The organism is Nocardia sp. NPDC049149 (genome assembly GCF_043197455.1).
Lineage (GTDB): Bacteria > Actinomycetota > Actinomycetes > Mycobacteriales > Mycobacteriaceae > Nocardia.
Window position 1 is genome coordinate 97,115 of record NZ_JBICTD010000005.1, and the last position, 13,263, is coordinate 110,377.

At 66.9% G+C, this 13,263-nt stretch carries 13 protein-coding genes and 1 pseudogene; 8 read left to right on the forward strand and 6 right to left on the reverse strand.

Going from position 1 to position 13,263, the window contains the following annotated elements; genetic code table 11:
- Positions 1 to 57: 57 nt before the first annotated feature.
- Positions 58 to 582 (forward strand): annotated as a pseudogene (locus tag ACGFNJ_RS20645) (GtrA family protein); the annotation flags it as partial.
- Positions 583 to 613: 31 nt separating this feature from the next.
- On the opposite strand, the gene ACGFNJ_RS20650 reads toward ACGFNJ_RS20645, so the two are convergent.
- The 3 genes from ACGFNJ_RS20650 to ACGFNJ_RS20660 form a co-directional block, all read right to left on the reverse strand.
- Positions 614 to 1,921, reverse strand: a complete 1,308-nt coding sequence (locus tag ACGFNJ_RS20650; RefSeq protein ID WP_393450316.1) for a sensor histidine kinase — start codon at positions 1,919 to 1,921, stop codon at positions 614 to 616.
- A gap of 1 nt (position 1,922) precedes the next feature.
- On the reverse strand, positions 1,923 to 2,600 hold the full coding sequence (locus ACGFNJ_RS20655) for a response regulator transcription factor (protein WP_069165034.1): 678 nt from the start codon (positions 2,598 to 2,600) through the stop codon (positions 1,923 to 1,925).
- Positions 2,601 to 2,670: 70 nt separating this feature from the next.
- Positions 2,671 to 3,219 carry a PH domain-containing protein gene (locus ACGFNJ_RS20660; protein WP_393450319.1) on the reverse strand — a complete coding sequence of 183 codons (549 nt, stop codon included), beginning with the start codon at positions 3,217 to 3,219 and terminating at the stop codon, positions 2,671 to 2,673.
- A 185-nt stretch (positions 3,220 to 3,404) separates the two neighbouring features.
- Between ACGFNJ_RS20660 and ACGFNJ_RS20665 the strand changes: the two genes are divergently transcribed.
- The gene (locus ACGFNJ_RS20665; protein WP_393450322.1) at positions 3,405 to 4,358 is read left to right on the forward strand and encodes an acyl-ACP desaturase; all 954 of its coding nucleotides are present in this window, start codon (positions 3,405 to 3,407) and stop codon (positions 4,356 to 4,358) included.
- 73 nt (positions 4,359 to 4,431) lie between these two features.
- Here the strand turns inward: ACGFNJ_RS20665 and ACGFNJ_RS20670 are convergent, their stop codons facing one another.
- Together ACGFNJ_RS20670 and ACGFNJ_RS20675 are read right to left on the reverse strand one after the other, a co-directional pair.
- Positions 4,432 to 5,232: a biotin--[acetyl-CoA-carboxylase] ligase gene (locus tag ACGFNJ_RS20670; RefSeq protein ID WP_393450325.1), complete on the reverse strand. Its 801-nt coding sequence runs from the start codon at positions 5,230 to 5,232 to the stop codon at positions 4,432 to 4,434.
- Between the two features lie 29 nt (positions 5,233 to 5,261).
- A complete protein-coding gene (locus ACGFNJ_RS20675; RefSeq protein WP_393450328.1) occupies positions 5,262 to 5,444 on the reverse strand; it encodes a hypothetical protein in 183 nt (60 codons plus the stop codon).
- Between the two features lie 196 nt (positions 5,445 to 5,640).
- On the opposite strand from ACGFNJ_RS20675, the gene ACGFNJ_RS20680 reads away from it, so the two are divergent.
- From ACGFNJ_RS20680 to ACGFNJ_RS20690, 3 genes are all read left to right on the forward strand, one after another.
- Complete coding sequence (locus ACGFNJ_RS20680) at positions 5,641 to 7,281, forward strand: acyl-CoA carboxylase subunit beta (protein ID WP_393450331.1); 1,641 nt, start codon at positions 5,641 to 5,643, stop codon at positions 7,279 to 7,281.
- 133 nt (positions 7,282 to 7,414) lie between these two features.
- Complete coding sequence (locus ACGFNJ_RS20685) at positions 7,415 to 7,750, forward strand: acyl-CoA carboxylase subunit epsilon (RefSeq protein WP_393450334.1); 336 nt, start codon at positions 7,415 to 7,417, stop codon at positions 7,748 to 7,750.
- A 67-nt stretch (positions 7,751 to 7,817) separates the two neighbouring features.
- Positions 7,818 to 8,453 carry a Maf family protein gene (locus tag ACGFNJ_RS20690; RefSeq protein ID WP_393450337.1) on the forward strand — a complete coding sequence of 212 codons (636 nt, stop codon included), beginning with the start codon at positions 7,818 to 7,820 and terminating at the stop codon, positions 8,451 to 8,453.
- Here the strand turns inward: ACGFNJ_RS20690 and ACGFNJ_RS20695 are convergent.
- A complete protein-coding gene (locus ACGFNJ_RS20695; protein WP_393450340.1) occupies positions 8,379 to 9,182 on the reverse strand; it encodes a helix-turn-helix transcriptional regulator in 804 nt (267 codons plus the stop codon). The genes ACGFNJ_RS20690 and ACGFNJ_RS20695 overlap by 75 nt on opposite strands.
- A 166-nt stretch (positions 9,183 to 9,348) precedes the next feature.
- Here ACGFNJ_RS20695 and ACGFNJ_RS20700 point away from each other — a divergent pair, with 166 nt between their 5' ends.
- The 3 genes from ACGFNJ_RS20700 to ACGFNJ_RS20710 all read left to right on the forward strand — a co-directional run bounded on the left by ACGFNJ_RS20700 (position 9,349) and on the right by ACGFNJ_RS20710 (position 13,248).
- A complete protein-coding gene (locus tag ACGFNJ_RS20700; RefSeq protein WP_393450343.1) occupies positions 9,349 to 10,263 on the forward strand; it encodes a sulfurtransferase in 915 nt (304 codons plus the stop codon).
- Positions 10,264 to 10,421: 158 nt separating this feature from the next.
- Complete coding sequence (locus ACGFNJ_RS20705; protein WP_393450346.1) at positions 10,422 to 12,224, forward strand: acetyl/propionyl/methylcrotonyl-CoA carboxylase subunit alpha; 1,803 nt, start codon at positions 10,422 to 10,424, stop codon at positions 12,222 to 12,224.
- Between the two features lie 85 nt (positions 12,225 to 12,309).
- Positions 12,310 to 13,248, forward strand: coding sequence for a patatin family protein (locus ACGFNJ_RS20710; protein ID WP_393450349.1), 939 nt, complete (start codon positions 12,310 to 12,312; stop codon positions 13,246 to 13,248).
- Positions 13,249 to 13,263 lie beyond the last annotated feature (15 nt).

The window sequence follows — 13,263 nt, forward strand, 5'->3', positions numbered from 1 at the left end:
CGTCGGACAATATTGTCACGTCCGGCGGGAATGGCCTGTACCGGTACACTCGGCCCCGTGTCATTCGTCGACGACGTGGTGAGCGTCCTTCCCAAGCCTCTCGCGAAGATCGCGTACCGGCATCGGGAGCTGATCAAGTTCGCCATCGTCGGAGCGACCACTTTCGTGATCGATAGCGGCATCTTCTACGTGCTCAAGTGGACGGTGCTGACCGAGAAGCCGGTCACCGCGAAGATCATTTCGGGTGTCATCGCGGTGATCGCGTCCTACATCCTGAATCGCGAATGGTCGTTCCGGCACCGCGGTGGCCGTGAGAAGCATCACGAAGCGCTGCTGTTCTTCGGAGTCAGCGGCGTCGGTGTGGTGCTTGCCTTCATTCCGCTGTGGATCTCGAGTTATGTCTTCGATCTGCGCCAGCCCGATGTGAGCTTCACCGTCGAGAACATCGCGGACTTCATCAGCGCGTTCATCATCGGCAACCTGCTGCAAATGGCGTTCCGGTTCTGGGCGATGCGCCGCTGGGTTTTCCCCGACGAGATGAACGAAATCGCCGCCGAATTCGAGGATCTGGTCGAAGAGGAATTCGGCCGCAGCTGAAATCGGCCCGCGGAGCTCACCTCGGCTCAGCGACCACCGAATTCTGCGTGCGATACGCCGACGATCCGAGGAACACCGCGAACAGCGCAGGCCTGCGTCGCTGCAGTTCCAGCCTGCCGCCGTCGGCTTCGACCAGGGCACGCGCCAGGGCCAACCCCACACCGGTGGAGCCGCCCGCGGAGAAACCACGATCGAAGATGTGCGGCGCGAGCTCGTCCCGCACCCCGTCGCCCTCGTCGGCGACCTCGACACACACCAGCGGATCGCGATCGACGCCGGGCCGCACCGTGCGCACCGACACCGTGCAGGTGCCACCGCCGTGCATGAGCGCGTTGTCCACGAGCACCGCGACCGCCTCGCGCAGCCGCGAACCGGTGATCGGCGCCAGCAGCGACTCGTCTCCGATCAGCTCGAGTTCGCGGCCCGCCTCGGCGAACGGATGCTCCCATTCGGCGACGACCCCGCGCAGCTCCGCCATCACCGGCACCGGATCGAGATCGGCGGCGTCCTCGTCCCTGGACGCGCGCACCAGGTCATCGATGGCGTCGGTGAGTCGATCCACCTGCGCCATCGCCTCCTCGGCCTCGTGCACCACCTCCGGGTCGGCGTGCGCGGAGAGCTCGTCGAGCCGCAGCCGCACGGCGGTGAGGCGGCTGCGCAGCTGATGGGAGACGTCGGCCACCAGCGCATGCTCGCGCTGCAACCGCCCGGCGATCTCGACCGTGGCCGAGTCGAGCACGTCGGAGACCCGATCGAGTTCGGAGATGCCGTGCCTGCGCGGATCCGGCCGGAAGTCGCCCATCGCCAACCGAGCGGCCCGCGCCGCCACATCGCGCAACGGGTCGGCGACCCGACGCGCCGTGACCACGGCGACCGAGACCGCGGCACCGAGCGAGGCGAGCACCGCGAGCGCGACAACGCCGACCGCCTGGCGCTGCCTGGCATGCATCGGCGCCGCAGGAACCTCGAGCCGCAGCGACCCCCGTGTGCCCATGGAGTACGACTCGACCAGCGGGTCGTCCACCTGGTCCGCGCCGATATCGACCCTGGCGGCGTTGTCGTGCGGGGCCGGATAGACGATGGTCAGCTTGCCGTCCTGCGGTAGCAGCGGCTCCACCGCTCGGGTGTCGAGCTCGCCGAGCACCATGCCGTCGCCCTGTTCCTGGACGAGGATCGCGGCGCCGACCCGCTGCAGTTTGCTCTGCAGATCGTCGCGGGTGATGTCCTCGACCCACAGCCAGGCCGTGTAGGTCAGCGGCACGCCGAGCACCACCGTGGTGAGGGTCAGCACGGTGAGCATGGACCGCAGGATTCTGCGCCGCACGTCAGTCGGTGTTCAACCGGAAACCGACACCGCGAACGGTGACGATGCGGCGTTCGGCCATCGGGCCCTCGTCGCCGATCTTGCGGCGTAACCAGGACATATGCATATCCAACGTCTTCGAGCCGCGCAGCTCGGCGTCGCCCCACACCTCGCGCAGGATCGTCTCGCGCGGGACCACCTGGCCTGCCCGGTCGATGAGCACCTTCAGCAGCTCGTATTCCTTGTTCGCCAAACCGATTTCGACGCCGTTCACCAGCACCCGGCGCGCGGCGGGCTCTAGCCGGATGCCGCCGACCTCGACGGTGTCGTCGCCGATTCCGCTGCGCCGCAGCAACGCCCGCACCCTGGCCAGCAGCTCGGCGAGCCGGAACGGCTTGCCGACATAGTCGTCGGCGCCCGCGTCGAGCCCGACGACGAAGTCGACCTCGTCGGTGCGGGCTGTGAGCATCAGCACAGCCAGATCGGCGCCGCGGGCGCGCACCTGGCGACACACCTCGAGCCCGTCCATGCCGGGCAGGCCGAGGTCGAGGATGAGCAGATCGTGATGCCCCTCCAGCGCCCGCTGCAGTACGGCGGGACCGAAGCGCTCGACGGTGACCGAATACCCCTCGCGCCCCAGGGCGCGCGACAACGGCGCGGCAATCGCCTCGTCGTCTTCTGCCAGCAGTACGGCGGTCATCTGCCCAGGTTAACCGGACATACCGACACCGGGTCGCTGCGCATCATCGAATGGCCGCGCGCTGCTCCGCTCATCGGTATTCGCCGTGCTCGCGCCGCTGCGCGTCCCAGCCGTTGTCGCCGTGGTCGACGTCGAAGACCTGGTGGTAGAGCAGCGAGTGCACCTGCTGCACGGACGGGATGTCGTCGTATTCGAGCGGTTCCGAGGAGGACGACTCGATGATCAACGTTCCGGTGCCCAGCATCCGATCGAACAGCCCGTGCCGGAACTGCACGCTGGATATGCGGCTCATCGGAATGTCGATGCCCGAATGGGTGAGCACACCCTGGCGGACCATCAACCGCCGGTCGGTGATGATGAAATGCGTCGACTTCCAGCTGAGAATCGGTGCGACACAACGCCATACGACGATGATCAGCCAGATCGCGAGTATCGCGATCAGCAGCACCGTCTGCGCAGTCCCCGCAGGAGCCTTGCGCGCGGCGAAACCCCCGGCGAAACCCGCGAGTGCGGTGACGACGACCAACGTCACGATCGGCCAGAACAGCATTTTCCAATGCGGATGGCGGTGAAGAATCAGCTGTTCTTCCGGCGCGAGCACATCCTCCGGATAACCCATGGCCGGAACACTACCGTCTGAAGATGCCGAAATGCCTGACACCAGACCGCGTCGTGCTGCACAATCGTCTGCCTGCGCGTGTCGTGTCCGCGCACGGAGTTCTCCGTTCGATCTTGGCTCGTAACTGTAGTCCGCAAGCAGTTCTGCTCGAACAAAGTCGCCGAAATACGACCGTGGAGGATTGTGTGACCAAGGATCTGACTCAGCTGGAAATCCTGACCGAACTCGAGCCGGTGGCCGAACAGAACCTGAACCGGCACCTGGCGATGGCGAAGGATTGGCACCCGCACGACTACGTCCCGTGGGACGAGGGCCGCAACTTCGCCGCGATGGGCGGCCAGGATTGGGCGCCCGAGCAGTCGAAGCTGAGCGAGGTGGCGAAGATCGCCATGATCACCAACCTGCTCACCGAGGACAACCTGCCCTCCTACCACCGCGAGATCGCGGAGAACTTCTCCACCGACGGTGCGTGGAAGACCTGGGTGGGGCGCTGGACGGCCGAGGAGAATCGGCACGGCATCGTCATCCGCGACTACCTGGTCGTCACCCGCGGCGTCGACCCGGTCGCGCTCGAAGAGGCCAGGATGATCCACATGACCAACGGGGCGCACTCCCCCGACAACTGGGGCGGGTTCCTGGAAAACGTTGCGTACGTCACCTTCCAGGAGCTGGCCACCCGGGTCTCGCACCGCAACACCGGCCGGGTGTGCAACGACCCCGTCGCCGATCGCATGCTGCAGCGCATCGCCGCGGACGAGAACCTGCACATGATCTTCTATCGCACCCTGTGCGGCGCAGGCATCGATCTCGTGCCCGATCAGGCGATGATGGCCATCACCAAGATCCTCACCCACTTCGTGATGCCCGGTGCGGGCATGCCCAACTTCCGCCGCAACGGCGTCATCATGGCCAAGCACGGCATCTACGACCTGCGCCAGCACCTGGAGGAAGTGGTGGCTCCGGTGCTCAAGCAGTGGAACATCTTCGAGCGCAACGACTTCGGGCCGCGCGGCGAGCAGGCGCGGGAGGAGCTCGGCGTGTTCATCGAGAAGCTGGAACAGGACGTGCTGAAGTTCGAGGAACAGCGCGACCGCATGTTCGCCAGGGAGGCGGCGAAGGCCGCACTGCAGCCTGCCTGAACCTGAACGCGAAAAGGCCGCCCACGTCCGGAGTTTCGCGACGTGGGCGGCTTTTCAGTATTCGGCGCGCTGCTCAGTATTCGGCGCGCAAGTGGGTGACGTCGGCCGCGGACAACGGCCGATTGCCGACCAGCAGCCGACCCGCCTCGTCGACGTCGGTCGCGATGCCGGTCAGCGTCTGCCCACCCGGAAGTTCGGCCCGCACTTGGGCACCGAGCGTCGCGCACCGCTCGCGGTAGGCGGCGGCCAGATCCGCTGTGTGCCAGCCTGCCTCGCGCCACAGGGTGAACCGGCGCGCGAATTCGGTCAGCATCGACTGCACGATCGCCGTCCGGTCGACGCTCTCGGCGCCGGCAAGCACCAGCGAAGTGGCATGGGGCACCGGCAGTTCCGCCTCGGTGAGGCTCACATTGACCCCCATCCCGACGACAACGACGGTCTCCCCGTTGCTTGCCGCGACCTCCGCCAGAATGCCCGCCACTTTGCGGCCATCGACCAGCACATCATTGGGCCACTTGAGGTTCGCGGCGACACCGGCCGTCGCGCGCAGTGCGTCCACCACCGCGACACCGGTCAGCAGCGGCAGCCAACCGAGCGCCTCCGGCGCGATCCCGCGCAGGCGCACCAGCACCGACATCGAAATCTGCGCCCGAGGCGGGCTCACCCAGGTGCGTGCGTGTCTCCCGCGCCCTTGCTCCTGCGCCTCTGCAAGGAGTACCAACCGATCGACGTCCGGATCGCCGGCACGGGTGATCAGGTCCGCATTGGTGGACCCGGTCGACTCCACCACGTCGATGTGAGTGAAGAACGACAGCTCGGGTGACTCGATGAGACTGCGCCGCAACTGGTCTGCAGCCAAAGGGGTCCTGTGCACACCGGGCAGGCTACTCGGTGCTTATCGGGCTATCCGATGAGGACATACCCCATGATCAGCGCGGACGCGCGGTCGGCGCCGTCGCCATCCCCCTGGTCGGCCTCGGTCCACGATTCCGGGTCGAGGAACTTCGGCTCGGTCTCGACGGGTTGCCAGCTTGTCCACGCCGCCGCGGCCGCGTGTTCGGCGACGGCTTTGCTCCATTCCCACATGATTGGGCTCCTCCCCTGAGCACGAAAACAAGACTCTCCGAGAGTATCTGGACCACCACCCGCGACGATACCGATTTTCTATCGGCGCAAACTCGCTTGACGAGCGAAAACAGCGTGATCTAGCTGCGCTTTTCTACCGACCGGTAGGCCACACTGGGTTACAACGAAGCACTGTCACTGGTTACACTCCGGAGCCATGACGAGTGTCCAGCAGCAGTCCGCGCAAGACCCGGCGGGTGCCCCCGATATCCACACCACCGCCGGGAAGCTGGCTGACCTGCGGAATCGGCTGGATGAGGCCAAGCACCCGATGGGTGAGGCCGCGGTCGACAAGGTGCACGCAAAGGGCAAGATGACGGCCCGCGAGCGGATCCTCGCGCTGCTGGACGAGGGCTCGTTCGTCGAGCTCGACGCGCTGGCGCGGCACCGCAGCGTCAACTTCGGGCTGGAGGCCAACCGGCCGCTCGGCGACGGCGTCGTCACCGGCTACGGCACCATCGACGGCCGCGATGTCTGCATCTTCAGCCAGGACGTCACCGTGTTCGGCGGCAGCCTCGGCGAGGTCTACGGCGAGAAGATCGTCAAGGTGATGGACCTGGCGCTCAAGACGGGCCGTCCGCTCATCGGCATCAACGAGGGCGCGGGCGCACGCATCCAGGAGGGTGTCGTCTCGCTCGGCCTCTACGGCGAGATCTTCCACCGCAACATCCAGGCCTCCGGCGTGATCCCGCAGATCTCGCTGATCATGGGACCGGCCGCGGGCGGCCACGTCTACTCCCCCGCGCTCACCGACTTCGTGGTGATGGTCGACGGGACCAGCCAGATGTTCGTCACCGGACCCGACGTCATCAAGACGGTCACCGGCGAGGACGTCACCATGGAGGACCTGGGTGGCGCGCACACCCACATGACGAAATCCGGTGTGGCGCACTACGTTGCCTCCGGCGAGCAGGACGCGCTCGACTACGTCAAGGATCTGCTGTCCTACCTGCCGAGCAACAACCGCGCCGAGGCGCCGCGCTTCCCGGCCACCGACCCGATCGACGGCGCCATCGAGGACTCGCTCACCGAGGAAGACCTCGAGCTGGACTCGATCATCCCGGACTCGCCGAACCAGCCGTACGACATGCACGAGGTGATCCGTCGCCTGCTCGACGACGACGAGTTCCTCGAGGTGCAGGCCGAGCGCGCGATGAACATCATCGTCGGCTTCGGCCGGATCGATGGCCGCAGCGTCGGCATCGTCGCGAACCAGCCGACCCAGTTCGCCGGCTGCCTCGACATCGACGCCTCGGAGAAGGCGGCCCGGTTCGTGCGCACCTGCGACGCGTTCAACATCCCGATCCTCACGCTGGTCGACGTGCCCGGCTTCCTGCCAGGCACCGGCCAGGAGTACAACGGCATCATCCGGCGCGGCGCGAAGTTGTTGTACGCGTACGGCGAGGCCACTGTGGGAAAAATCACCGTCATCACCCGCAAGGCCTACGGCGGCGCCTACGACGTCATGGGTTCCAAGCACATGGGCGCCGACGTGAACCTGGCCTGGCCGACCGCGCAGATCGCGGTCATGGGCGCCTCGGGCGCCGTCGGGTTCGTCTACCGCAAGCAGCTCGCCGACGCCGCCAAAAACGGCGCTGACGTCGATGCGCTGCGGCTCGAGCTGCAGAACGAGTACGAGGACACCTTGGTCAACCCGTACGTCGCCGCCGAGCGCGGCTACGTCGACGCGGTCGTCCCGCCGTCGCACACCCGCGGTCAGATCGTCGCGGCACTGCGCCTGCTCGAGCGCAAGATGGTGACTTTGCCGCCGAAAAAACACGGCAACATACCGCTCTGATCAAGCGATACCCTCGGTAGTCCGCGCACACTGGTTGCAGAGACGCAATGAGTGGATCCGAGGATGATCGCATCATCCGTTTGTATCTCGAATAGGGAACACGCCTGATCAGGCAAAGAGAGGATCTGGCACTGTGACGACCGTGGCAGAAGAAGAGGTGTTGACCGCCGCAGAACTCGACCTGACCGTCGAGGAGCTGGCGGACGTGGTCGAGACGGAAGGCGACGCGCCAGCGCTGGTCGCCGACCTGACGGCCACCACCGGAGAGCCGCTGTTTCGTGTGGTGAAGGGCAACCCGAGCGACGAGGAGCTCGCGGCACTGGTCTGCGTGCTCACCGCGGCCGTGGAAAGTGCCGCGGCCAGCCAGTCCGGTCCCGCCGACATGTGGGGCAGGCCGACCATGATGCACCGGGGCACGTCCCCCTTCTCCCCCTACGCCTTCCCGCAGCTGTCGCACCTGCGCGGGTGAGCGGGCGAACCCCCTTTCCCCCAGCCGCCCTCGGTGCGATCGTGCCGAGCGTGAGTGGGGTGTGGCCATGACCCGATTCGTGCTCGCCTCCGCGTCTCCCGCCCGCAGGGAGGTGCTGCGCTCGGCAGGCATCGATCCGATCGTTCGCGTCTCCGATGTGGACGAGGACGCCGTCGCCGCCGCGCTGCCCGATGGCACCCCGCCCGACGTGATCGTCGTCGAGCTGGCCAAGGCCAAGGCCGCCGCGGTCGCCGCGACCATTCTCGATTTGTCCGCCGATCACGTTGTGGTCGGCTGTGATTCGATGCTGCTGGTGGACGGCGAGCTGCAGGGCAAGCCGCACACGGCCGAGGTCGCCAGGGCCCGCTGGGGCGAAATGGCCGGGCGCAGCGCCGATCTGGTGACCGGACATTGTGTGCTGCGCTACCGCGACAGCGAACTCACCGCCGAAGCGGTCGATTGCAGTTCCACCACAGTGCATTTCGCCAAGCCGGAGCCCGACGAGCTGGATGCCTACCTCGCGACCGGCGAGCCGCTGCAGGTGGCAGGCGCGTTCACCCTCGACGGGCTCGGCGGCTGGTTCGTCGATCGGATCGAGGGCGATCCGTCGAGCGTCATCGGGATCGGGCTACCACTGCTGCGCCGACTGCTTGGCGACGTTGGGGTCTCCGTTACGCAGCTGTGGGGCCACCCGGCCTCCTGACGGCGGCGCGATCAGTGGCTCAGCGGCCGTTTCGCCCACCGGAACGGTGGCGACCTCGCGCGGCTCCGGCTCGCGCCGCGGCTCGTGCTCGCGGCGCGCCATCAGCTCCAGCCGGACGACGCACAGTTCCGGTTCGACGAACGGGTGCAGCCGCACGTTCACCTCGCCGCGGGCGCCGTTGCGATCGAGGACCTCTTTGATCAGGCCGAGGTGCACGCCGCACACGACCTCGGAGTGGGTGCGCGCCAGTTCGCGCAGCGGGCAGGCGGTGAGCCTGATCAACGCCTGTTCGGCGGTCTCGGTGTTCGGATCGCGTTCCGGCGCGAAGCCGAGCTCCGAAAGCAGTGTCATGGTGACGTCTTTGGCGTCTTCCAGCGATTCGACCCGATGGTCACCGACATCGAGTTTCGCGCCCCAGGCCCGGCCCGCGGCGATGGCCGCCTCCGAGCGCCTGCGTGGATCAGGGCCGAGCTGATCGGCGAGCACCTGCGCGAGTTCTTGATAACCGACCGATCGCTGCACCGCGCTGTATCCGATGCGCGGACGACCGCGACCGCGGGGCGGTTGCTGAAATTGCCGCACCAGAGATTCCCTGGTGAGGACATCCAGATGAAACCGAACCGTGGTGACGTGCTGTCCGGTGATTCTGGCCAGTTCCTGGGCGTCGAGAGGCTCGCTGGCGCCACGTAGGATCGCGAGCAGTCGCCGCCGCGGCCAAGAATCGGACATAGCTCACCCCTCCTCCCGGGAGACTTTATCGGATGCAGGTGCGATTTATTCGCTCATTCAGCCGATTTGTGATCTGAAACCAGAGCCACTAACGCCCCACACTTACCATCACTGTGAGACCCGAACCGCTGTAACTGCCGTCTACCTCGCGTGAAGGACCTACATCGTGCCCGTTCCTCCGGACCCTCATCAGTCATTAGGTTCTTACGCGTGCCCTCACCGACTAGTAACCACAGAGTGGCTATCCGCAAACATCGGCACGTCAGGACTCAAGATCGTCGAGTCCAACGAGGACATATTGCTATATGACATCGGGCACGTTCCCGGGGCGACCAAGATCGATTGGCGAGGCGATCTGAACGATCCGGTTACTCGTGACTACATCGACGGTGCCCGTTTCGCCGAGTTGATGCGCGCCAAGGGAATCGAGCGAGACGATACCGTGGTGATCTACGGTGATAGAGGCAACGCGCAGGCGGCGCACACATTGTGGGTCTTCACATTGTTCGGACACGAGGACGTGCGGTTGCTGGACGGTGGTCGCGGCGCCTGGATTTCCGAAGAACGCGACACCACATTCGACACACCGTATCTCACCGTCAGCGACTATCCCGTCGTCAAACGCGACGACAGCAGCGCGCGGGCGTTCCGCGAGGACGTGCTCGACCACCTCGGTAAGCCACTGATCGACGTGCGCTCCCCCGAGGAGTACTCCGGCGACCTTATCCAGCCGCCGATCAACCCCGAGGACGCGGCGCTGCGCGGCGGGCATATCCCCACCGCGGCCAACATTCCGTGGACCGAGGCGTTCGGCACCGACGGCCGATTCCGCTCCCGCGCCGAACTCGACACGATCTACGGCACGCTGGCCACCGACGACGATCTCATCGTCTACAGCAGGGTCGGCGAACGCTCCAGCCACACCTGGTTCGTGCTGAGGTATCTGCTCGGCTTCGACACGGTCCGCAATTACGACGGCTCGTGGACCGAATGGGGCAACTCGGTGCGGATGCCGATCGCCAAGGGGACTGAACCCGGCGCTGCCCCCGTCGGCGCGGGGCGACGAAGCAGGAGCAAGTAACGCACGCACGGGTTTCCGCTGGACAGCCCGAGTGTGATCCCTGACCTACTGCCCAGTAGGGCTGGCCGAGTTCTGCATCTATTGGCAGACTGCCTACACTCGCCCGAGACGTAGTTTGTCGACCACGGGCGACCGAATATTTGCTTACAGGAGGCTCAGTGCCCAGCCATGCCAGCGCGCGGATTACGAAGGTACTCGTAGCTAACCGAGGCGAGATTGCCGTCCGCGTGATCCGGGCGGCCAAGGACGCAGGCATCGGCAGTGTTGCGGTGTACGCCGAGCCGGATGCGCAAGCCCCCTTCGTGCAACTCGCCGACGAGGCCTTCGCCCTCGGCGGGCAGACCTCGGCCGAGTCGTACCTGGTTTTCGAGAAGATCCTGGACGCCGCCGCCCGCTCCGGCGCCGACGCGATCCACCCCGGCTACGGCTTCCTTTCCGAGAACGCCGACTTCGCGCAGGCCGTCCTCGACGCAGGGCTGATCTGGATCGGCCCGTCGCCGCAGTCGATTCGCGACCTCGGTGACAAGGTCACCGCGCGCCACATCGCCGAGCGCGCCAAGGCGCCGATGGCCGCAGGCACCAAGGACCCGGTCAAGAACGCCGACGAGGTCGTCGCGTTCGCCAAGGAGTACGGCGTTCCGGTCGCGATCAAGGCGGCGTTCGGTGGCGGTGGCCGCGGCATGAAGGTCGCGCACACCATCGAGGAAATCCCCGAACTGTTCGAATCGGCCACCCGCGAGGCGATCGCCGCGTTCGGCCGTGGCGAATGCTTCGTCGAGCAGTACCTGGACAAGGCCAGGCACGTCGAGGCCCAGGTCATCGCCGACCAGCACGGCAACGTCGTGGTCGCAGGCACCCGCGACTGCTCGCTGCAGCGCCGGTTCCAGAAGCTGGTCGAAGAAGCGCCTGCGCCGTTCCTCTCCGATGAGGTCCGCGCGAAGATTCACGCCTCGGCCAAGGCCATCTGCCGGGAAGCCGGCTACTACGGCGCGGGCACCGTCGAATACCTGGTGCAGGGCGAGACGGTGTCGTTCCTCGAGGTGAACACCCGGCTTCAGGTCGAGCACCCGGTGACCGAGGAGACCGCGGGCATCGACCTGGTGCGCCAGCAGTTCCGCATCGCCAACGGCGAAGAGCTGACCATCACCGAGGACCCGACCCCGCGCGGTCACTCGTTCGAGTTCCGCATCAACGGTGAGGATGCCGGTCGCGGCTTCCTGCCCGCCCCCGGCCCGGTCACCGTGTACCGCGAGCCCAGCGGCCCCGGTGTGCGCGTCGACTCCGGCGTGGTCGAGGGCAGCGTGATCGGCGGCCAGTTCGACTCGATGCTGGCCAAGCTGATCGTCACCGGCGAGAACCGCACCCAGGCGCTCGAGCGGGCCCGGCGCGCGCTCGCCGAGTTCCACGTCGACGGGCTCGCCACGGTCATCCCGTTCCACCGCGCGATCGTCGAGGATCCGGCGTTCATCGGGGACGGCGCGAAGTTCGACGTCTACACCAAGTGGATCGAAAACGAATGGGTCAACACCGTCGAGCCGTTCACCACCGGTGCACAGGCCGATGAGGACGAGGATCTGCCGCGGCAGAAGGTGGTCGTCGAGGTCGGCGGGCGTCGCGTCGAGGTGTCGCTGCCCGGCCAGTTCAGCCTCGGCGGCGGCGGTCCCGTCGCCGCAGGCAACGGCGCAGGCGTGGTGCGCAAGAAGCCGAAGCCGCGCAAGCGTGGCGGTGCCGGTGGCGGCGCTGCCTCCGGTGACGCGGTCACCGCGCCGATGCAGGGCACCGTGGTGAAGGTCGCTGTCGAAGAGGGCCAGACCGTCGAGGCGGGCGACCTGATCGTGGTGCTCGAGGCCATGAAGATGGAGAACCCTGTCAACGCGCACAAGGCGGGCGTAGTCACCGGGCTCGCGGTCGAGGCGGGTGCCGCGATCACCCAGGGCACGGTGCTCGCAGAGATCAAGTAGTGCGCGCGTAAACGTAGGGCGAACACCGTTTCGAGCGGGCGCTGGGCGACAACGCCCGCGCCCGCTCTGTCGTATCGTGGATCGGGTGATCAGTTCGCGTAGCGTCTCCGCCGTCGCGGAAATGATCCGCGCCCGCCACGCAGCGGGACACCGCACCGACGGCAACCGGCTGGTGCTGGTCGTCGAGGGCGGCGGGAGCCGAGGGGTCTACTCCAGCGGCATGGTGTCCGGCCTCGAAGAGCTGGGTCTCGGCTCGGTTTTCGACGCCGTCTACGGCACCTCGGCGGGCGCCATCAATGGCGCATGGCTGCTCGGTGGCCGCGCCAGGGCGGGCATGCGCACGTGGACCGATCCGGCGATCATGCGCCGCGCCATCGACCCGGCCAGGCTGCTGCGCGGGAAGCCCGCTTTCGATCTGCACTATCTGGTGCATCAGGTGTACGACCGGATCGAGCCGATGAACTTCGCGGCGATCCTGGCCAACGACACCACCTTTCACCCGATCGCCACCGACATCCACACCGGCCGCGCGGTCGATCTGCACCCGCACATCGTCGATCAGGCGACCTTGATGGACGCACTGCGCGCGTCCGCAGGCCTGCCCGTGCTCGCCGGTCCGCCGGTCCCCCTCGGCGGCTCGCACTACTTCGATGGTGGGCTCACCGAAACCGTGCCGATCCGCACGGCCGTTCGCGACGGTGCGACACACGCGCTGGTCCTGCGCACTCGCCGAATCGACGAACAGCGCCCGCCTGCTCCGCTCCTGCATCGCGTCGTCGGCGGCGGCTACATGCGCCTCACCGCACCTGGCGCCTACCGCGCGTGGCTGCAGCGCCCTCAGCAGCAGGCGGTGGAGGATCGGGCCCTCGCCGAGCGCGGCGACACCGTCCTGCAGATCCACCCGCCGCTCGGCTCTCCCGACATCGACAGCGCCGCGCGCGACACCGGCCTGCTCGGCGCGGCTTTGGAGATCGGCCGCAACGCGGTGCTCGCTGCCCTGTCCGAGGGCGCGCGCGTCGCTTGATGCTCCGCGGTATGG

What these genes read in the sequence shown, in the direction of transcription:
- ACGFNJ_RS20655 (WP_069165034.1), bottom strand. Translation starts at nt 2,600, where the DNA reads ATGACCGCCGTACTGCTGGCAGAAGACGACGAGGCGATTGCCGCGCCG.
- ACGFNJ_RS20660 (WP_393450319.1), bottom strand. Translation starts at nt 3,219, where the DNA reads ATGGGTTATCCGGAGGATGTGCTCGCGCCGGAAGAACAGCTGATTCTT.
- ACGFNJ_RS20675 (WP_393450328.1), bottom strand. Translation starts at nt 5,444, where the DNA reads ATGTGGGAATGGAGCAAAGCCGTCGCCGAACACGCGGCCGCGGCGGCG.
- ACGFNJ_RS20680 (WP_393450331.1), top strand. Translation starts at nt 5,641, where the DNA reads ATGACGAGTGTCCAGCAGCAGTCCGCGCAAGACCCGGCGGGTGCCCCC.
- ACGFNJ_RS20690 (WP_393450337.1), top strand. Translation starts at nt 7,818, where the DNA reads ATGACCCGATTCGTGCTCGCCTCCGCGTCTCCCGCCCGCAGGGAGGTG.
- ACGFNJ_RS20695 (WP_393450340.1), bottom strand. Translation starts at nt 9,182, where the DNA reads ATGTCCGATTCTTGGCCGCGGCGGCGACTGCTCGCGATCCTACGTGGC.